The sequence below is a fragment of the Kribbella qitaiheensis genome, from assembly GCF_014217565.1.
GTDB classification, from domain to species: domain Bacteria; phylum Actinomycetota; class Actinomycetes; order Propionibacteriales; family Kribbellaceae; genus Kribbella; species Kribbella qitaiheensis_A.
The window spans coordinates 6206637-6223904 of sequence record NZ_CP043661.1 but is presented as its reverse complement, the minus strand read 5'-3'; the positions used below and the strand labels follow the sequence as shown (position 1 = coordinate 6223904).

General features: G+C 67.2%; 23 protein-coding genes and 1 pseudogene. 12 read left to right on the top strand and 12 right to left on the bottom strand.

Features of this window, described 5'->3' with window-relative positions; genetic code table 11:
* Positions 1–3: 3 nt before the first annotated feature.
* On the top strand, positions 4–1458 hold the full coding sequence (locus tag F1D05_RS29665; protein ID WP_185443705.1) for a DUF4832 domain-containing protein: 1455 nt from the start codon (positions 4–6) through the stop codon (positions 1456–1458).
* Here F1D05_RS29665 and F1D05_RS29660 read toward each other — a convergent pair.
* Together F1D05_RS29660 and F1D05_RS29655 are read right to left on the bottom strand one after the other, a co-directional pair.
* Positions 1445–1888, bottom strand: coding sequence for a carbohydrate-binding protein (locus F1D05_RS29660; RefSeq protein WP_206685870.1), 444 nt, complete (start codon positions 1886–1888; stop codon positions 1445–1447). The two genes, F1D05_RS29665 and F1D05_RS29660, sit on opposite strands and share 14 nt — an antisense overlap.
* 121 nt (positions 1889–2009) lie before the next feature.
* Complete coding sequence (locus F1D05_RS29655; protein ID WP_185443704.1) at positions 2010–2525, bottom strand: GNAT family N-acetyltransferase; 516 nt, start codon at positions 2523–2525, stop codon at positions 2010–2012.
* 54 nt (positions 2526–2579) lie between these two features.
* On the opposite strand from F1D05_RS29655, the gene F1D05_RS29650 reads away from it, so the two are divergent.
* Complete coding sequence (locus F1D05_RS29650) at positions 2580–3194, top strand: SecDF P1 head subdomain-containing protein (RefSeq protein ID WP_185443703.1); 615 nt, start codon at positions 2580–2582, stop codon at positions 3192–3194.
* 3 nt (positions 3195–3197) lie between these two features.
* Here F1D05_RS29650 and F1D05_RS29645 read toward each other — a convergent pair whose 3' ends face one another.
* The 6 genes from F1D05_RS29645 to F1D05_RS29620 all read right to left on the bottom strand — a co-directional run bounded on the left by F1D05_RS29645 (position 3198) and on the right by F1D05_RS29620 (position 6764).
* A complete protein-coding gene (locus F1D05_RS29645; RefSeq protein ID WP_185443702.1) occupies positions 3198–3539 on the bottom strand; it encodes a hypothetical protein in 342 nt (113 codons plus the stop codon).
* On the bottom strand, positions 3526–3819 hold the full coding sequence (locus F1D05_RS29640) for a hypothetical protein (RefSeq protein ID WP_185443701.1): 294 nt from the start codon (positions 3817–3819) through the stop codon (positions 3526–3528). Before F1D05_RS29640 ends, F1D05_RS29645 begins: the two co-directional genes overlap by 14 nt.
* Before the next feature lies 1 nt (position 3820).
* Positions 3821–5050, bottom strand: a complete 1230-nt coding sequence (locus tag F1D05_RS29635; protein WP_185443700.1) for an NRAMP family divalent metal transporter — start codon at positions 5048–5050, stop codon at positions 3821–3823.
* Positions 5047–5478: a hypothetical protein gene (locus F1D05_RS29630; RefSeq protein WP_185443699.1), complete on the bottom strand. Its 432-nt coding sequence runs from the start codon at positions 5476–5478 to the stop codon at positions 5047–5049. The genes F1D05_RS29635 and F1D05_RS29630 overlap by 4 nt, the downstream gene beginning before the upstream one ends.
* Before the next feature lie 72 nt (positions 5479–5550).
* A complete protein-coding gene (locus tag F1D05_RS29625) occupies positions 5551–5724 on the bottom strand; it encodes a CsbD family protein (protein ID WP_185443698.1) in 174 nt (57 codons plus the stop codon).
* Positions 5725–5783: 59 nt separating this feature from the next.
* Positions 5784–6764 carry a sigma-70 family RNA polymerase sigma factor gene (locus tag F1D05_RS29620; protein WP_185443697.1) on the bottom strand — a complete coding sequence of 327 codons (981 nt, stop codon included), beginning with the start codon at positions 6762–6764 and terminating at the stop codon, positions 5784–5786.
* A 120-nt stretch (positions 6765–6884) separates the two neighbouring features.
* On the opposite strand from F1D05_RS29620, the gene F1D05_RS29615 reads away from it, so the two are divergent.
* The 4 genes from F1D05_RS29615 to F1D05_RS29600 all read left to right on the top strand — a co-directional run bounded on the left by F1D05_RS29615 (position 6885) and on the right by F1D05_RS29600 (position 9979).
* Positions 6885–7460 carry a dihydrofolate reductase family protein gene (locus F1D05_RS29615; protein ID WP_185443696.1) on the top strand — a complete coding sequence of 192 codons (576 nt, stop codon included), beginning with the start codon at positions 6885–6887 and terminating at the stop codon, positions 7458–7460.
* A gap of 665 nt (positions 7461–8125) precedes the next feature.
* The gene (locus F1D05_RS29610; protein ID WP_185443695.1) at positions 8126–9037 is read left to right on the top strand and encodes an endo-beta-N-acetylglucosaminidase H; all 912 of its coding nucleotides are present in this window, start codon (positions 8126–8128) and stop codon (positions 9035–9037) included.
* Positions 9038–9100: 63 nt separating this feature from the next.
* Positions 9101–9631 (top strand): GNAT family N-acetyltransferase, encoded by a 531-nt coding sequence (locus F1D05_RS29605; RefSeq protein ID WP_185443694.1) that lies wholly within the window; start codon positions 9101–9103, stop codon positions 9629–9631.
* Between the two features lie 144 nt (positions 9632–9775).
* Positions 9776–9979 carry an antitoxin gene (locus F1D05_RS29600; protein ID WP_185443693.1) on the top strand — a complete coding sequence of 68 codons (204 nt, stop codon included), beginning with the start codon at positions 9776–9778 and terminating at the stop codon, positions 9977–9979.
* A 61-nt stretch (positions 9980–10040) separates the two neighbouring features.
* Here F1D05_RS29600 and F1D05_RS29595 read toward each other — a convergent pair whose 3' ends face one another.
* Entirely contained in the window at positions 10041–10898 is an 858-nt protein-coding gene (locus F1D05_RS29595) for a DinB family protein (RefSeq protein WP_185443692.1), read from the bottom strand.
* 94 nt (positions 10899–10992) lie between these two features.
* Between F1D05_RS29595 and F1D05_RS29590 the strand changes: the two genes are divergently transcribed.
* From F1D05_RS29590 to F1D05_RS29565, 6 genes are all read left to right on the top strand, one after another.
* On the top strand, positions 10993–11664 hold the full coding sequence (locus F1D05_RS29590; protein ID WP_185443691.1) for a GntR family transcriptional regulator: 672 nt from the start codon (positions 10993–10995) through the stop codon (positions 11662–11664).
* Entirely contained in the window at positions 11661–12671 is a 1011-nt protein-coding gene (locus F1D05_RS29585; protein WP_185443690.1) for a 1-aminocyclopropane-1-carboxylate deaminase, read from the top strand. Before F1D05_RS29590 ends, F1D05_RS29585 begins: the two co-directional genes overlap by 4 nt.
* Positions 12672–12733: 62 nt before the next feature.
* Positions 12734–13252: a type 1 glutamine amidotransferase domain-containing protein gene (locus F1D05_RS29580; protein WP_185443689.1), complete on the top strand. Its 519-nt coding sequence runs from the start codon at positions 12734–12736 to the stop codon at positions 13250–13252.
* A gap of 190 nt (positions 13253–13442) precedes the next feature.
* Positions 13443–13916 (top strand): pyridoxamine 5'-phosphate oxidase family protein, encoded by a 474-nt coding sequence (locus F1D05_RS29575; RefSeq protein ID WP_206685869.1) that lies wholly within the window; start codon positions 13443–13445, stop codon positions 13914–13916.
* Complete coding sequence (locus F1D05_RS29570) at positions 13913–14596, top strand: DsbA family oxidoreductase (RefSeq protein WP_185443687.1); 684 nt, start codon at positions 13913–13915, stop codon at positions 14594–14596. Before F1D05_RS29575 ends, F1D05_RS29570 begins: the two co-directional genes overlap by 4 nt.
* Positions 14597–14628: 32 nt before the next feature.
* Entirely contained in the window at positions 14629–15336 is a 708-nt protein-coding gene (locus tag F1D05_RS29565) for an MBL fold metallo-hydrolase (protein ID WP_185443686.1), read from the top strand.
* Here F1D05_RS29565 and F1D05_RS41165 read toward each other — a convergent pair.
* From F1D05_RS41165 to F1D05_RS29550, 3 genes and pseudogenes are all read right to left on the bottom strand, one after another.
* Entirely contained in the window at positions 15304–15690 is a 387-nt protein-coding gene (locus F1D05_RS41165; protein ID WP_246486086.1) for a substrate-binding domain-containing protein, read from the bottom strand. The two genes, F1D05_RS29565 and F1D05_RS41165, sit on opposite strands and share 33 nt — an antisense overlap.
* Before the next feature lie 469 nt (positions 15691–16159).
* Positions 16160–16309: pseudogene (locus F1D05_RS41160) on the bottom strand (LacI family DNA-binding transcriptional regulator); the annotation flags it as partial.
* A gap of 40 nt (positions 16310–16349) precedes the next feature.
* Positions 16350–17264: a carbohydrate ABC transporter permease gene (locus F1D05_RS29550; RefSeq protein WP_185443683.1), complete on the bottom strand. Its 915-nt coding sequence runs from the start codon at positions 17262–17264 to the stop codon at positions 16350–16352.
* Positions 17265–17268: the final 4 nt, after the last annotated feature.

The following is a 17268-nucleotide window of genomic DNA, read 5'->3' as shown; positions in this document are numbered from 1 at the left end:
ACTGTGAAGAGGCTTTTCGCTGCCATCGCCGTCCTCGGCCTGGCACTGCCGACCCAGGCTGCCGTTGCCAACGGCAACGGGTTGAGGACCACCAGAACCTACACCGCGTCCACCGACGTGATCGCCAACCAGGAGCGCGGTTTCTACCACCACACCGAAACGCACTACTTCGCGGACGGCTCCGGCTACACGCCGCTCGACGCGACAACGCTGCGCAACTTCCGGACCCAGGAGGACATCACCCAGATCCTCCGGGTCTTCTACCTGGAGAAGTTCGCCGGCCAGGACATGATCGACAATGCCTACCTGGACAAGGTTCGCGCCGACTTCAGGACCATCCGCGCCGCCGGGGTCAAGGCGATCGTCAGGTTCGCCTACGCACTGCCCGGGGACGGGTGGCCGCCGCCCACGCCGTACGGCGATGCGCCACTGAGCCGGGTGCTCAAGCACATCGACCAGCTGAAGCCGATCCTGCGCGAGAACTCCGACGTCATCGCGGTGGTCCAGGAAGGCTTCATCGGGTTGTGGGGTGAGGGCTACTACACCGATTACTTCTCCGACCCGGCCGACCCGAGCATCGTCACCGACCAGAACTGGGCGGACCGCAAGGCCGTCACCGATGCGCTGCTCCGCGCCCTTCCCCGGGACCGGATGATCCAGGTGCGCACGCCGTACATGAAGCAACGCACGTACGGCGTACCGACCGGTGCCGCGGGCGGACTCGACGCCGCGCATGCGTACGACGGGTCGCCGGTGGCGCGGATCGGGCATCACAACGACTGCTTCCTGGCCAGCCCGGACGACTTCGGCACCTATCTCAGCGATCCGATCGAGCTCGACAAGGACTTCGTCGCGCAGGACAGCAACTATCTGCCGCAAGGTGGCGAGACCTGCGCCGTGAACTCACCCCGCTCGGACTGGCCGTCGGCGTCCGAGGAGATGGCCAGGATGCACTTCTCCTTCCTGAACACCGACTACAACCACGATGTGCTGGACACCTGGGGCGACGAGATCAACACCGTCAAGAAGGAGCTCGGCTACCGCTTCTCGCTGGTGAAGGGGACGTTCTCCGACAAGGCCCGGCCGCGCGGCACGGTGTCGGTCAACCTCGACATCCGCAACAGCGGTTGGGCCGCGCCGTACAACCCGCGCGAGGTCGAGCTGATCTTCCAAGGCGCCAAGCACAGCTACAGCGTCAAGGTGCCCGCCGATCCCCGCCGCTGGGCTCCCGGTACGACGACCACGCTCGCACTCCAGGTGCGCGCACCCGCCGTACCGGGTCGATACCGCCTGCTGCTCAATGTCGCCGACGCATCACCACGGCTGCGGTCGACCAGGCTGATGCCGGGGTCGACGGAGACCTACAACTCGGCGTACGCCGTCCGTCTCGCAAACACCGGCACCTGGCAGCCGAAGACCGGCTACAACGACCTCGGCCAAACCGTCACGGTGTCGTGAGGCGGAGGTAGTCGAGGTTGAATCCGCCGGTCTCACAGAACAACGTGATGACCTGATCTCCGGCCGGCACGGTTACCTGGGCATGGATCGACTGGTACGTCGCCCAGCCACCCGTGTCCGGCACGGAGACCTTGGCCAGTACCGCGCCTGAGGCGTCGCGCAACGACACCGCGTCCGTAGCAACGGCGCCGGTGCCGTTCGCGGCCCTCAGTTCCACGTCGTCCGTGCCGGCCTCGGCGACGTCCACGCGGTACTGCAGCCAGTTGCCGGCCGCCGTCCAGCCGACGTTCTTGCCGCCGCTCGCCGACGCGTTGCTCTCGATGAAGTTCGCGCCACCATCGATCCAGCCGTGCTGAGCGACGTACGCCTCGGCCTCGACCTTCTCGCCGACCGGCGTGCCGTGCGGCCGGACCGTGACGTGGACGGACACCTCGTCGTTCGCCGCGCCGTCGGTGACCCGGAACTTGAGGGTCTGCTCGCTTGGTGGTGCGGCCGACCTCGTCGGGCCCCACCGACAAGCGCATCCGAGTTTGTGTGAACCACCAGCGCGGCTATTCCCAATCGGTCACGGTGATGGTGAAACGGCGGTAGAAGCTGGGGTCGCCCAGGAACGGCTCGTCGTCGCCTCTGCCTGTCTCGGTCATTCCGATAGAGGTAAGGATGCGGATCGAGGCATGGTTCGCGTCTACTGCTTCGGCCCAGATCTCCTTCAGGCCGAGGTGGCGGAAGCCGTACTCGAGGCCGAGTCGTGCGATGGCGCCGCCGAGGCCCTGTCCCCAGCGGTCGGACGGGCCGACGATGTAGCCCAACTCGCGTCGCTCCGGTTCGTCGCCGGCGAAGTCGACGTAACCCACCAACTGGTCCCCCACGACTGCTGCCAGGCGTAGGTGGTCAGGCTTCGGCTGCGCGGTCAGCTTCTGCCAGTGCGCCACGTGCTCGGCGAGCGGCAGATCGACGGTCCAGCCGGAGTGTTCGCAGAAGTGGCGGTCCAGGCCCCAAGCCGCATAGATCGGCACGTCGGCCGCGGCCAGGGGACGCAGGAACGGCTGCTCCGACAGGGAGTTCATGCCGAGAGCCTAGGCCGACGCTGGTGACTCGCCGTGCGGATAGCATCCGATGTCATGGTGCACGACAGTGGGTTTCCGCCGCCTCCGCAGTACGGGCCGCCGGAGTACGGGCGGCCGCCGAAGAAGAGTCGGGGCCCGCTGATCCTGATCGGCGCGCTCGTGGTGCTGCTGGTCGCCGTACTGGCAGTGGGCGCCTTTGTGCTGCTGCGCGACGACGACTCGAAGTCGGCCGACAGTTCGACGAGGACGAAGCCGGCGGCTCCGGAGTCGGTGCAGTTCCGCCGGGTGGTCACGGCCGCGCCTGGGACCTGCGATGCCGACACCCCTGCACCGGATGGGGTTGCCTGCGATTCGCTGGGCAATCGCTACACCCTTGGCAAGGTCGAGTTGGATGGCAGCCACGTGGCCGAGGTGAAGCCCGGCTCCGGACAGGAGAGTGGCTGGTACGTCGGCCTCAAACTGGATCCGGAGGGCGCCAAGTTGTTCGGCGACCTCACCGCCGACCTGGCGACGAAGACGACGCCGCAGAACCAGATCGCGATCGTGATCCGTGGCCGGGTGGTAAGCGCGCCCGCCGTCATGTCGGCGATCCGCGGCGGTCAGGTGCAGATCACCGGCTCCTTCGACAAGTCGGCCGCGGAGAAACTGGCCGCCGAGATCACCGGCTGACGATCAGTCGTGGCGGCTGGGTAGCTCTTCGAGAGGCGTCAACTGGTCGGCCCGGGCACGGACGATGTCGGGTGAGATCTGGTCGATGTCCTGCCAGGGCAGGTACCAGACCGCGCCGAGGCGGCTGTGGACGATTCGGCGCAGCAGGGCGGGGCCGACGTGGCGTTCGTAGCCGAAGAGCTGCGAGGCCCTGCGTTCGACCACGATCAGGCCGTCGACCCGGAGCGCCGCCTGCATCGACGGTTGCAGCGGTCCGTCCTGGACCAGCCGGACGTCGGCCACTCCGCCGATGTCGTTGCCATGCGCATCGAGAACCCGTACTCCGAGGAGCTCAGTCAGTCTCATGGCCGGCTCCTGGGATCTTGCCGATGATGTGTTCCTCGACCCAGTCGTCGCCCTTGGTCAGATTCAGGTCGTACGGCGTGATCTTGACCGCCGTGTCGATCTCGGCGATGTCGGCCGCCGGGATCCGCTGATGCCCGGAAATCAGTGCGGCGACGACCGGGATCTCGGAGGTCAGGTCCAGCTCCACATCGTCGACCTTGCCGAGCAACGCACCACTGCCGTAGTCGATCAGCTGACGGTCCAGCAGATGCAGCTGCGCATGGAGAACTCTTCCGGCCATCTCACTGCCCCGCTTTCGTGAGGATCATCAGCGGTATCGCCGCGATCGATGCCAACAGCAACAAGCCCAGGTAGATCAGCGCGAAGAAGTTGAGCACCCGGCCGTTGGTCGCCTTGCCCAGGTAGTCGGGATCGTTGGCGATGATCAGGATCGGCAGATAGGTCAGCGGCAGCGCCATCGCCGCGAACACCACGGAGTACTCCGTCACCTTCACCGGATCCACCGCGGTCAGCAGCACCAGGATCGACAACGCCAGGCAGATGACGATGACCAGGTGGAACCGCGACGCCTGCCGCGGCCGGACGAACTTGCCCCACTGCCAGCCGAAGTACTGCGCGATCGTGTACCCGCACGACAACGACGTCTCCAGCGCCGCCCCGAAGGTAGCCGCGAAAACACCCAGTAAGACGATCGCCAGCCCGAGCTTGCCGAAGGCAACAGCTGTCGGCAGGGCGACCTGGCCGAGGGTGTCGACCTTGATCCCGGCCGGCAGGTACAGCACCGCCGCGCAACCCGCGATCGCCAGCGACAGCAGGCCGCCCAGCGGGAAGCCGATGAAGACGTTAGACCGCTCGGTGCCGAGATCCTTGCGGCCCCACTTCTCCTCGACCCCACCGGAGGAGAAGAAGAACACCTCGTACGGCGTCATCGCGGCGCCGAACAACGCGATCGCGTAGTACGCGTAGGTCATCCACGACTCATGACCGATCGGGCCGGGGCTGGTTGCCTGATGCATCAGCTCGCCCCAGTCCGGGCCGAGCTTCCACAGCGCGACGGCGAAGATGATCAGCAACAACCCGACCAGGCCGAAGGCAGTCTCCAGATGGGAGAACTTCACCCGCCAGACCACCAGCCAGACAGCCAGCGCGGCCAATGGCATCCAGAGCAGGTAGTTCACTCCACTGGCCAGCTCGAAGGCGAGCGCGACACCGCCGATCTCGGCGATCAGGGTCAGCAGCGTGACCAGGAACGAGGCGACCAAGGCGAACAACCCGGTACGCCGGCCGAGGCGCTCCCGGATCAGGTCGAACACCGGCCGTCCCGACATCGCCACGACCCGGCCCGACATCTCGGCGTACAGGCAGATGCCGATCACGCCGACGACCACCACCCAGGCCAGCCGCATCCCGAAGCGGGCGCCGACGAGCGCGTTGGTGACCAGGTCGCCGATGTCGACGAAGCCGCCGATCGCGGTCAGGATGCCGAGTGTGACGGCCAGCAGCCGCTTCACTTGGCCTGCTCCCCGAGCTTGCCGAGTTGCTGCCCGATCGTCTGCAACGCCTTGACCTGATCGGCGACGGTGCCGAGATCATCGTTCTTCAGCGCGATCCGGAGCTCGGTGACATTGTCCTGCGCGGTCGACAGCGCCGCGGAGAAGGTGTCAAAGGTCTGCCGCGATCGTCCAGTCTGCGGCTGCTGGGTGTCGAACGTGCTCGCAACCTTGCCGATGGCCTGCTCGGCATCGGCGACGACCTGGGTCGCCGGGGCATTCCACAGTTTGTGATCGAGCACCGACTGGGCCGCCAGCCGTGCCGTCCCGACCTCGGACGCGGTGTCACGAGCGGCCCGCGCGCCGGCGTCGAGCATCTTCTGATCTGGATCGCCGCAACCGGCCGCGAGGGCCAGCACGATCGCGGCGACCGCAATCATCCCTCTCATCGTGCGGCTCCTTGGGGTCCGGTCCGATAGTCGTGCGGTCCGGGGACCCAAGGAGCCTCCGCGACAAGCGTGTCAGTTCTTGAAGGCGTCCTTCGCCTTCTCGGTGGCCTGCTTGAGGTCGGCCTTGCTCTCGTCGACCCGGCCCTCGGCCTGCAGGTCCTCGTTGTCGGTCGCGTCGCCGACCTTCTCCTTGGCCGAGCCCTTGAGCTTGTCGGCAGCGTTCTTGATCTTGTCGTCGGCTCCCATCGGGAACTCCCTTCGCTAGGCCTCCCCAGTGCCCCCGGCCGCGCGATGTATGTGCGGAACTAATGCAGAGATCTCGGTAGCCCGAACCCTCCGAGGATGCTGTTCTCGAAGCGGCTCATGGCGCTGATCCGATCGTCACTCAGAGTGAGGACGTAGAGGCCCACTCCGTGGCTGACCCCGTCGGCGCCGCGGAGGTAGGCACCGAACGCCGGCTGCCCGTTGGCTCGCGTCGGCACGAGCTCGAACCTGCGGCTGGCCTGGAAGATGCCGGCGCAGAAGCGGCGCGCCACGTCCCGGCCCACGTACTCGAACGGAATCGGCGGCATCGACAGGTACACGTCGTCGGTCAGCAGGGCCACCAGCGCGTCGAGATCGGCGGACTCCCACGCGCGGACGAACTTCGCCACCACGGCCTCCTCCGCAACCGAGCCGGCTGCGGGCGGTGAGTCGCCGAGCCGGCGCCCGTGCAGGCCGGCCCGCGCTCGTTTAAGTGCGCTCTTGACCGACTCGACGGTCGTGTCGAGCATCTCGGCCACCTCGTTCGCGTGGAATCCGAGCACATCGCGCAGGATCAGTACGGCGGTCTGACGCGGCGGCAACGCCTGAAGCGCGGTCACGAAGGCCAGCGAGATCGATTCGGTCTGTTCGAAGCGCGCTTCCGGGCCGAGCGGAGCGTCCTCGAGCAGGGCATCCGGGAACGGCTCGAGCCAGACGACCTCACCGAGCCCGGTCGGCTCGGGCGGTTGGACGTTTGGCACGTCCCACGCCTTCGCCGGGCGGCGAGCGGCCGATCGACGCGCATTGAGGCAGCGGTTGGTGGCGATCCGGTACAGCCAGGTGCGCAGCGAGGCGCGCCCCTCGAATCCACCGAAGCCCTGCCACGCGGCGAGCAGCGTCTCCTGCAGGGTGTCCTCGGCGTCCTGCAGCGAGCCGAGCATCCGGTAGCAATGCACCTGCAGCTCCCGGCGGTGCGGCTCGGTCAGCTCCCGGAACGCCTCGCCGTCGCCCGCCCGTGCCCGCGAGATCAGATCGGTCAGCACCTCTCCCACCTTTCGTCGATACCCGTTGTGACACCGGCCGGGCGCCAAAGGGGGCGCGCCCCTTTCCCGGCGGCACGGTGTCTGTATCGGTGGTACCCCGACAACCAAGGAGAACCCATCATGGGAAAGCTCGTCATCAGCGAGAACATCACACTCGACGGAGTCATCCAGGACCCGACCGGCGAGGACGGCTTCGAGCGCGGCGGCTGGTTCGGCCGGATCACCGACTCCGACCGCACGGCCTGGGCCAAGGTCGAGCTCGACGAGGCTCTCGGCGCCGAGGCGCTGCTGATGGGTCGAGGCAGCTACGAGTACTTCGTCGCGCGGGGCTGGACGTCGCGCAGTGGCGACTGGGCGGACCGGTTGCGCAGCCTGCCGAAGTACGTGGTGTCCTCTTCGACCTTCGAAGACCCTGAATGGACCAACACGTCCGTACTCCGGGGCGACGTGGTGGCCGCGGTCTCGAAGCTGAAGGAGGAGGTCGCCGGGGACATCGTCGTCTACGCCAGCGGCGGCCTCGTGCCCACCCTGATCGAGCACGACCTCGTCGACGAACTGCGCCTGATGGTCTACCCGATCATCCTCGGCGCCGGCGAACACCCGTTCGCCGGAACCAGCAAGTCGAAACCCCTCCGCCTGGCCAGCAGTCGCCCTGTCGGCGACAGCCTCCTGCTCCTCACCTACGCCGTCGAGTAGAGACCTGGCGTACGCCGGACAAGCGTCGTCCTGAAGCCGCCCGCCGGGGGGTCCACTGCCTCGTCAAGCAACGTTGGGGTGGTAAGTGCCGCACCCGGTTCTGCTCACGTCTCAGCGATCGCGCCCGATCGCGCCGATCGCCGGTGCGGTGGTAGCGGGACGGTGATTGCCGGGCCGACCGGTGGCGGGACGGCGATGGTGCGGTGACGGCGGGACGGCGGGACGGCGATGGTGCGGTGACGGCGGGACGGCGGGACGGCGATGGTGCGGTGGCGGCGGGACGGCGATGGTGTGGCCGGGCTGGAGGCGGGACCTTGGACAGGATATCGGGGGCTCGGACAAGCTATTTCGTGTCCGAGCCCCCGGCAGGGTGTCCCCGCCCCCAGCATCGTGTCCGAGCCCCCCAGCAGCACATCCCGGGTTTGGGCGGAGGTGCGGCTTTGTGCACCAGATCTGTGAATCCCCGGGGGAATCTGCTCAGGCTGTGCACAAAGCCGCGCGGGGATGGCTGGCAGCCCGTGGTCACGTCTTGACACAGGGTTCCGGGCCGGTCGATGATCTGGGAGCTATACCGGTTTACCTCTTCATCCCGTACGCCCGAACCTGGGTGCGTGAGGACCGGTTAACCGGTATAGCGATCCCGCCCGCCCTGAAGAGGAGTTGAGATGAGTCAAGAGCTCATGCGGCGAAGGACCCTGTTGTCACTGCTCGCGGCCACCACCGCCGCGGCGGTGACCGGCGTCGCGTCCGCCGGCGAAGCCGCAGCCTGTCGCCGCACCGCGAAGTCCGGCCCGATCTCGGTCGCCTACGTCGAGGTCAACAACAACAGCATGGTGAACGTCGGCAAGTACACGCTGGCCAACGGCGGCGCCCAGGTGTTCGACATCGCGGTGATCTTCGCGGCGAACATCAACTACGACGGCACGAAGGCCTACCTGTCCTTCAACGAGAACGTCCAGCGTGTGCTGGACAACGTGGCGACCGAGGTCCGGCCGCTGCAGGCGAAGGGCATCAAGGTTCTGTTGTCCATCCTCGGCAACCACCAGGGCGCCGGCTTCGCCAACTTCCCGTCCAAGGCAGCCGCCGAGGCGTTCGCCCAGGAGCTGGCCGACGCTGTTACGCAGTACGGGCTGGACGGGATCGACTTCGATGACGAGTACACGGAGTACGGCAACAACGGCACCGGTCAGCCGAACGACAGCTCGTTCTTCTACCTCGTCTCGGCGCTACGCCAGAAGCTGCCGAACAAGCTCATCACCCTGTACGACATCGGCCCGTCGGCCGAACGCCTGAGCTACAACGGCCAGAGCATCGCCGAGACCTTCAACTACGCCTGGAACCCGTACTACGGAACATGGTCCGTACCGCGCGGCCCGAGTGCCAAGTCCCAGCTCTCCCCCGCCGCGATCCAGATCAACGCGACGAGCACCACCACCGCGTCGAGCCTGGCAGCGCGCACGGTGAGGGAGGGCTACGGCGTCTTCCTGACCTACGACCTCGGCGCCACCGACAGCCACACCTACATCTCGTCCTTCACCAACAAGCTCTACAACAGCGCCACCATCTACAAACCCTGATCCCGTCCCTGCCCCCTCCGCGTGCTGGTATTGAACGACTGAGAGCGCGGAGGGGAGCAGCAGATGGGGCGAACCAGTCCGATCAAGCCGCCAAGCAGGTCGTTGACGGACGACGTCGTGGTGGTGCGTCTGCGGCTCGAGTCCGATCTGGAGGCGATCGCCGCGGCGAGCCACGATCCGCAGAGCCTTCGGTGGCTGACCGATCCGCCGATGGACGAGGCCGCCAGGCGGACGAGCCTGGCCCGCGTCGCCGAGGCGTGGCGGAGTGGGCAGGCTGCGCCGATGGTGATCGCGGCTGCCGCTACCGACGAGCCGGTAGGGATCGTGAACCTGCAGTTCCGCGACGACGAGGTGGCGACCATCGCGTATAGCGTTTTCCCCGCCAGCCGGGGGCAGGGCGTCGCGCCGCGGGCCGTTCAGCTGGTGAGCGGCTGGGCGCTGGGTGAACTCGGGCTCAGCCAGTTGATCCTGGAGGCCGACGAGGGAAACGCCGCCTCGATCAGGGTCGCGGAGAAGTGCGGGTTCGAGCGGACCGGCGACCGGGTCGAAGAGGGCGGCGAAACGACGGTGATCTTTGCCCGTACGGCGGGCTGAGGCACCGGCGTACGGGCAGGCCGGATTCCTTGCGTTTGGCAACTGAGGCGATGGGCACCAGGCAGGCGTAAGTGACATCAGGAGCGTCTCGGCTACACCCCAGACGGTTCCGACGGGGCGCCAACGGGAAGGAAGTTCGGCGAGATGGGTGCTTTCGACAGTTTCAAGGACAAGGCCAAGGACGCGGTCGACAGCCATGGCGACAAGGTCGGCCAGGGCGTCGACAAAGCCGGCGATGCGCTGGACGAGAAGACCGGCGGCAAGTACGGCGACAAGATCGACCAGGGCGGCGACATGGCCAAGGACCGCCTCGACTCGCTCGACGGCCAGGACGACGATATCCAGTAGTCGTCGACCGAAGCGCTGAGCAACGGGCCGCCGGGTGACAAACCGGCGGCCCGTTCGCGCGTTACTGCGACAAGCTTGCCTCGAGCCTTCCCAGGTCGCGAATGGCATAGCGGTGGTGTTCGATCTCTTCCTCCATCACGACCCACAGGCATTCGCTGACCGGGCGAGCTTCCTCGGGATAGCCAGGCGCCGGCGTCCGCACGCAAAAACGCCCCAACTCGGAGTCGGTCAGCTCGTCGAGGATGCCGCGGATCACCGCCATCCGGTCGCCCCTCACCGCCAGCACTTCAGCGTACGAAGGGCTCGCGTCGTGGTCGATGCCGAGTGCCGCCGCGTCTGCGGGCCGGTACCAGCCCTGGGTGATGCCGAGCGGGTGATACGGCCGTTCGGCGTCGAGGATCGTCCGGCTCGCCCACGCGTCGGTGATGAACACGAGGTGCCGGAGCGTCTCGGCGAACGACCACTCGCCATCAACCCGCTCGTGCTGCCCCCTGTCCTTCCTTGCAAAGTTTACTGACTTTTCTCCCGCCGGAACTGAGTTATCCACAGGGCGCCGGACTGGATCCGGCAGTTGGCCCGCACGAGCGGTCGTTTCCGCCCAGAGCCGCTCGATCGTCGTCCACATCGCCCGGAAGTCGTCCGCCGACCCGATTGACCTCAGCTGCACCCGCTCGGGATGCCGCCGGTCGAGTTCGCCCTCGACGAATGCCGTCACGTCGACTCCGTTGACGACGAGATTGCTGAGGTAGCCGGAGATCTCGACGTCGATCAGCATCGAGTCGATGATCCTGACCCCACTCAGATCGCAGTCCCGGTACGTCGCGCCGCGGAGGTCGGCGACCTCGAAGGTCGCCCCGCGGTACTGCGTGGTCTCGTCGCCGCCGCCCGAGAACCGGTGCGGTCCGTACTGAGCTTCCATCGCGCCATCGTAAAGCGGATTCCAGACGTTATCCGTCCTGTTCAGCCCGCTGGCGCAATTGACAATTGCTGGCATGTCGCGTGCAATATATTGCATGCCGATCCCTCGAGCTCAAGGCCTCGTCGCCCGGTCCCTGCTCCGGGACGACGCCTACCGGGCGATCCGGGACGCGATCGTCGACGGCACCCTGGCGCCCGGTGAGCGGTTGAGCGACCCCGAACTGGTCAGCTGGCTCGGCATCAGCCGTACGCCGATCCGAGAGGCGCTCGCGCGGCTCGAACAGTCAGGACTGGTGCGGACCAAGCCCGGCAGGTTCACCATCGTGAGCCCTCTCGACGTACGCCAGACGCGATCGGCCCAACTCGTCGCGGCGGCAATGCACGAACTCGCAGTACGGGAAGCCGTTCCGTTGATGTCGGAGCACGAACTCACCGCGATGCGGGAGGCGAACCGCCGATTCGCCAAGGCACTGAAGGCCAACGACGTGGATGCCGCACTCAAGGCCGACGACGACTTCCACGAGGTCGCGGTCGTCGCCAGCGCGAACCCGATGCTGCAGGCGGTTCTCGAACAGGTCACCCCGATGCTGCGCCGGATCGAGCGTGTGCAGTTCTCGTCGCTGTCGGGACGCTCGTCGGTCGCGATGCACGAACGGATCATCACCTTGGCCGCCGCCGGCGACGCCGAGGCCGCCGGACTCGCCGCCCGCGAGAACTGGCAGACCCTGGAACCCTTGCTGGCAATGGAATCGGAGCGCGACCAATGAACTTGAGCGACTTCCCGCGGTACCCACTGACGTTCGGCCCGAGCCCGGTGCATCCTCTCAAGCGGCTGTCCGGCCACCTCGGCGGCGCGGCGATCTGGGCGAAGCGGGAGGATTGCAACTCCGGGCTAGCCTTCGGTGGCAACAAGACCCGCAAACTCGAGTACCTGGTGCCTGAAGCGCTTGCCCAGGGCGCGACCCACCTGGTCACGATCGGTGGCGTGCAGTCCAACCACACCCGCCAGGTCGCGGCCGTGGCTGCGCATCTCGGCCTCAAGGCACGGCTGGTCCAGGAGAGCTGGGTGGACTGGCCCGACTCGGTCAACGATCGCGTCGGCAACATCCTGTTGTCGCGGATCATGGGCGCTCAGGTCGAACTGGTCGACGCGGACTTCGGCATCGGCTTCAAGGAAAGCTGGGAGAACGCACTCGAAGACATCCGTACCGCGGGCGGCACGCCGTACGCGATCCCGGCCGGTGCCTCCGACCATCGCCTCGGCGGTCTCGGCTTCGCGAACTGGGCGGACGAAGTACGTCAGCAGGAGAGCGAGCTCGGCATCTTCTTCGACACGATCGTGGTCTGCTCGGTCACCGGCTCGACCCATGCCGGGATGATCGCCGGGTTCGCAGGCCAGGACCGGCCGCGCCGGGTGATCGGGATCGACGCCTCGGCCAAGCTCGAGCAGACTCGCGCCCAGGTCGAGCAGATCGCCCGCAGTACGGCAGCTCTGATCGGCCTCGGCCGTGAGCTCCGCGACGACGAGATCACCGTCCTGGAAGGCTGGGCAGGCGAGTACTACGGGATCCCGGTCCGGTCAACGCTTGATGCCATCCGCCTCACCGGCAGCCTCGAAGGCGTCATCCTCGACCCGGTCTACGAAGGCAAGTCGATGGCCGGCTTGATCGACCTGGTCCGCTCCGGCGATATCCCCCGTACGTCGAACGTCCTCTACGCCCACCTCGGCGGCCAACTGGCCCTGAACGCTTACAGCGCCCTCTTCAAGTCCTGAATACGGCCGCGAGCGCCGGGTACCGGGTCCGGGACATCGCGAATCGAGAGGGGTGAACCGGTATGAAGATCGCATTTCTGGTGGCGGCCGAGGGCATCGAGCGGGTGGAGCTCACCGACCCCTGGCAGGCGGTGTCGGAGGCCGGCCACGAACCGGTCCTGCTAAGCCCGAAGACCGGTGAGGTGCAGACCTTCGATCATCTGACCGCGGCCGAGAAGCGGCCGGTGGACCAGGCCGTCTCCGATGCGTCGGTCGAGGACTTCGCGGCGCTGGTCCTGCCCGGCGGCGTGGCCAACCCGGACGCCCTTCGTACCGATGAAGCCGCCGTGAGCTTCGTGAAGGCGTTCGTCGAATCGGGGAAGCCGGTGGCAGCCATCTGTCACGCGCCCTGGACCTTGGTCGAAGCGGACGTCGTTCGAGGCAAGACCGTGACGTCCTGGCCGAGCCTGCAAACCGATCTGCGCAATGCAGGCGCGACCTGGGTCGACAAGGAACTCGTCACCGACGGCAACCTGATCACCAGCCGCAACCCGGACGACCTCCCCGCCTTCAACGACGCCCTCCTGAAGGCCATCGGCTGATTTCACGCTGCTCAGAACACGACGGTCCGGCCTCCCCACCGAACCACCTCCCAGCATCCTCCAATCCCGCCCCGCCCGCGATGGCGAGCGGCCACTCGATCCCTCTTGCCAAAACGGACCGCAGTCCGTAATCTCGTTAATCGGACCGTGGTCCGATTAACCGGAAAGGGCGGACGGGATGGTTTTGAGGGTGGCTGAGGGGCTGGAGTTGGTTCGGGAGTACGGCTCTGCGGACAACTGGCTCGCGGTGCTGGTGACCTTGCGGGAGTCGGGTGAGCCTGCCACCAGCGTGGTGAACAGCGGGATAGTCCGGCACCCCGTCACCGGTGCCGACGTCGTGGCATTCGTTGCCCGAGGCAACACCGCGAAGACGCGGTACCTGCGCCGCCGCCCACACGCGACGCTGGTCTTCCGCGCCGGGTGGGAGTGGGTGTCGGTGGACGGTGAGGTCGAGCTCGCGGGCCCCGACGATCGCCTCGACGGCCTGGACGCGGACGGCCTGACGAAGCTACTGCGCGACATCTACCTCGCCGCGGGTGGGCAGCACGAAGACCTCGACGAGTACGACCGGGCGATGGCGCGCGAACGGCGTACCGCAGTACTGGTCAGTCCGCGGCGATTCCGCACGAACCCCACTGGCACAGAGCATCAGGAGCACGGATGAACAGCAGCGCACGACCCGCCGTCGCAGCACGGACGATCCAGATCTGGTCGGATCTGCTCTGCCCGTTCGCCCACGTCGCGGTCCATCGGTTGTGGGAGACGCGGGCCAAGCTCGGGCTCGAGGTCCGCTTCGACCACCACGTGTTCCCGCTCGAACTGTTCAACGGCCCGCACCCGCGCCGCGGTACCGACACCGAGGCGGTCGGGCTTGGCCAGATCGCCCCGGAAGCGGGGTTCAGGGTGTGGGCCGGCGCCGACGACCTCTATCCCCACACGGTCCTGCTCGCCGCTGAGGCGGTCCTCGCAGCCAAGGCACAGAGCCTCCGGGCGAGTGAGCTGCTCGACCGTGCGCTCCGGGTGGGGTTCTGGCTGGAGAGCAGGTCGATCAGCACCCGAGGCGTGATCCTCGAGATCGCCGCCGGTCTCGAGCTCGACCTCGCCCGGCTGACCGACGATCTGGACAACGGCACCTATCGGCGCGCGCTGATGGACGACTTCGCGATCAGCCAGGGCGACGAGGTGAACGGCAGCCCACATTTGTTCCTGCCCGACGGATCGTCCGAGCACAACCCTGGCATCGTTGTGCACTGGGAAGGCCCGTGGGCCGCCGGCTACCCGATCGTCGACAGCGACCGGCCGGAGATCTACGAGCAACTCCTCCGCCGCGCGGCCGATCAATGACCCCGTACGACGGGAAGCTCGCGGACTCCTTGGTGGATGAGAAGAACGGTGTCGTACTGCGGCGGTATGTCACCGGGGCGCTCGATACCAACACCTGGGTGGTCCACGCGCCGGGCAGCCGGGACGCGATCCTCGTTGATCCTGCTGACGAAGCCGAGCGGCTGGCGGCCGCAGTACAGGATCTCCGGATCCAGGCGATCGTGTTGACCCATACGCATTGGGATCACGTCCTCGCGCTGCCGCTGCTCGCGGACCTCGTCGATGCGCCGGTTCTTGCTCACCCGGCCGCGACCGCGGTCTGGGCGTATGAGCTGAACCACGCCGAGGCCCGCGGGTACTGGGATGCCGGTACCGCGACCGATGCCTTGTTGCCGACCGGCCTGCTGCGACTGGATCCTGCGCGAAGGCTGTGGGACGGGCGGATCGACCGCGAGCTCTCCGACGGTGCGGAGTTGGTGATCGGCGACCTCGTAGTACGGATGATTCACACACCCGGCCATACGCCTGATGGAGTGACCCTGGCGCTGCCTGGACACCTGCTCACCGGCGACACGTTGTTCCCCGGTGGTCCGGGGCTGACCGGTTGGCCGCTGTCGGACTTCGACACCATCATGACGTCGGTCGATCACCTGCTCACCGGGTACGACGTTGCCACCGGCATCCATCCCGGGCACGGCGACTCCACGACGGTCGGCGCGGAACTGCCTTCAGTGGAGCTCTGGCGCCGCCGGGGCTGGTGAACTGGACTCGCGGACGATCAGCTGCCAAGGGAAGTCGAAGACCTTGCCGGCGGCGCTCTCGCGGGTGGTGAGGCGGTCGACGATGATCTGGCCGAGTGCCTCGTTGAAACCGACCGGTCCGACGGTCGACAGCGACGGGTCGTAGTGCTCACCCTCCGGGGTGTTGCCGACGCCGATCACCGCGAGATCACCCGGTACGTCGAGGCGCAGCCGGTGGGCGACCCGGATCGCCGCGATCGCCGCGAAGTCCGTGGTGCAGTAGAGCGCGGTCGGCCGATCCGGCTCGGCGAGGAGCGCCCGCGCGGCCCGGTAGGCGCCCTCCGGGTGCGGCTCGTAGGTCGCGACCGGCCCCATCGGCAGGCCGGCCCGCGGCCATCGTGGTGCGGTAGGCGTCGAAGCGAGGCGCGCCCTCGGTCTTGGAGGTGAGCGCGCCGATCTTCGTATGCCGTTCCAGCAGGTGCTCGACGGCTAGGTGGCAGCGCGGCTCGGCCCCCGATCGGATCACGTCGAAGCCGCGTGGTTCGAGTACTTCGCTGAACGCCACGATCTGTACTCCGCGCGCCGCGAAGCGCTCCAGATCGGCGACCAGTTCCGGGTCGTCGGCCACGTGGTCGATGAAGATCACGTCCGGGGTCTTGTTCGACAGGACGGTCCGCCAGTCGCCGTCGGCCACGATCAACGCGGTCTTGCCCAACGGCGTGACCGCCGCGCTGATCTCGGCCGCGACCGCCTGGGCCCACGGATCGGCCAGCACGCTGAGCGACAGCAGCACGAGGTCGGACTTCCCGGTCCGGATCGCCCGTGCCGCGTCGTTACGGCGATACCCGAGGCGGCTCGCCGTGTCCCGCACCCGCCGCGCGGTCGTCTCGGAGATCGCCTGGCTGCGCGGGTGCCCGGACAGGACGTACGACACGGTCGCGATCGACACTCCGGCCGCGGCGGCGACTGTCCGGAGCGTCGGCTTGTCGGTCATCTCCGTGGACATGCGTCGATTCTCTCAGAGACCCTGTAGCTCAGCCCTTGACGGCACCGGTGATGACTCCCTTGGTGAAGTGCCGCTGCAGGAACGGGTAGACCATCGCGATCGGCACCAGCGCCACGACCACCACGGCCATCTGCAGCGATTGCGGCTGTGGCGGCGGCGTCACCCCGAGCTGATCGGCCGACAGCGACTTGCCCTGCAGCACGTACGTCCGCAGGATCACCTGGACCGGCCATTTCGAGGTGTCGTTGAGGTACAGCAGCGCGTTGAAGAAGGCGTTCCAGAATCCGACGGCGTAGAACAGCCCGACGACCGCGATCACGGCCTTGGACAAGGGCATCACGATCCGTCGCAGGATGGTGAAGTCGCTCGCGCCGTCGATCCGGGCGCTTTCCAGTAACTCCTGCGGCACGTTCATGAAGAACGTCCGCATCACCACGAAGTTGAAGGCGCCGAGCGCTCCGGGCAGGATCAGCGACCACAGACTGTCGATCAGCCCCAGCTGCTTGACGATCAGGAACATCGGAATGATGCCCGGGGCAAACAACAGGGTGAACAGCACCAGGAGTAGCACCGGCCGCCCGAACAGCACCGGACGCGACGTCGCATAGGCCAGTGAGATCGTGGTGATCAATGCCAGCGCGGTTCCGACCACGGTGACGAAAACGCTGACCATGATCGCGCGGCCCATCAGACCGCCGGAGAACAACGTGCCGTAAGCCCTCAGCGTCGGGTGTTTCGGCCAGAGCACGTAGCCGCCGGCCTCGATGATGTCCTTGTCGCTGGCCAGGGAGGTCGACACCACCACCAGGATCGGGATGATGATCGCGATCGCGAAGCCGCCGAGGACGAGCGCCTTGATCGACTGGTACGCCGGGGCCGGCCGCTCCTTCCAGACCGGCCGTGCGGATCGCCTCGACCTGACCTGGTACGCCGGCGCCGTCATGATC

Coding starts and splice junctions, on each gene's coding strand:
- F1D05_RS29655 (WP_185443704.1), bottom strand. CDS start 2,525: ATGAACTCCCTGTCGGAGCAGCCGTTCCTGCGTCCCCTGGCCGCGGCC.
- F1D05_RS29650 (WP_185443703.1), top strand. CDS start 2,580: ATGGTGCACGACAGTGGGTTTCCGCCGCCTCCGCAGTACGGGCCGCCG.
- F1D05_RS29645 (WP_185443702.1), bottom strand. CDS start 3,539: ATGAGACTGACTGAGCTCCTCGGAGTACGGGTTCTCGATGCGCATGGC.
- F1D05_RS29640 (WP_185443701.1), bottom strand. CDS start 3,819: ATGGCCGGAAGAGTTCTCCATGCGCAGCTGCATCTGCTGGACCGTCAG.
- F1D05_RS29630 (WP_185443699.1), bottom strand. CDS start 5,478: ATGAGAGGGATGATTGCGGTCGCCGCGATCGTGCTGGCCCTCGCGGCC.
- F1D05_RS29625 (WP_185443698.1), bottom strand. CDS start 5,724: ATGGGAGCCGACGACAAGATCAAGAACGCTGCCGACAAGCTCAAGGGC.
- F1D05_RS29615 (WP_185443696.1), top strand. CDS start 6,885: ATGGGAAAGCTCGTCATCAGCGAGAACATCACACTCGACGGAGTCATC.
- F1D05_RS29610 (WP_185443695.1), top strand. CDS start 8,126: ATGAGTCAAGAGCTCATGCGGCGAAGGACCCTGTTGTCACTGCTCGCG.
- F1D05_RS29605 (WP_185443694.1), top strand. CDS start 9,101: ATGGGGCGAACCAGTCCGATCAAGCCGCCAAGCAGGTCGTTGACGGAC.
- F1D05_RS29600 (WP_185443693.1), top strand. CDS start 9,776: ATGGGTGCTTTCGACAGTTTCAAGGACAAGGCCAAGGACGCGGTCGAC.
- F1D05_RS29595 (WP_185443692.1), bottom strand. CDS start 10,898: ATGGAAGCTCAGTACGGACCGCACCGGTTCTCGGGCGGCGGCGACGAG.
- F1D05_RS29590 (WP_185443691.1), top strand. CDS start 10,993: ATGCCGATCCCTCGAGCTCAAGGCCTCGTCGCCCGGTCCCTGCTCCGG.
- F1D05_RS29585 (WP_185443690.1), top strand. CDS start 11,661: ATGAACTTGAGCGACTTCCCGCGGTACCCACTGACGTTCGGCCCGAGC.
- F1D05_RS29580 (WP_185443689.1), top strand. CDS start 12,734: ATGAAGATCGCATTTCTGGTGGCGGCCGAGGGCATCGAGCGGGTGGAG.
- F1D05_RS29570 (WP_185443687.1), top strand. CDS start 13,913: ATGAACAGCAGCGCACGACCCGCCGTCGCAGCACGGACGATCCAGATC.
- F1D05_RS41165 (WP_246486086.1), bottom strand. CDS start 15,690: ATGGGGCCGGTCGCGACCTACGAGCCGCACCCGGAGGGCGCCTACCGG.
- F1D05_RS29550 (WP_185443683.1), bottom strand. CDS start 17,264: ATGACGGCGCCGGCGTACCAGGTCAGGTCGAGGCGATCCGCACGGCCG.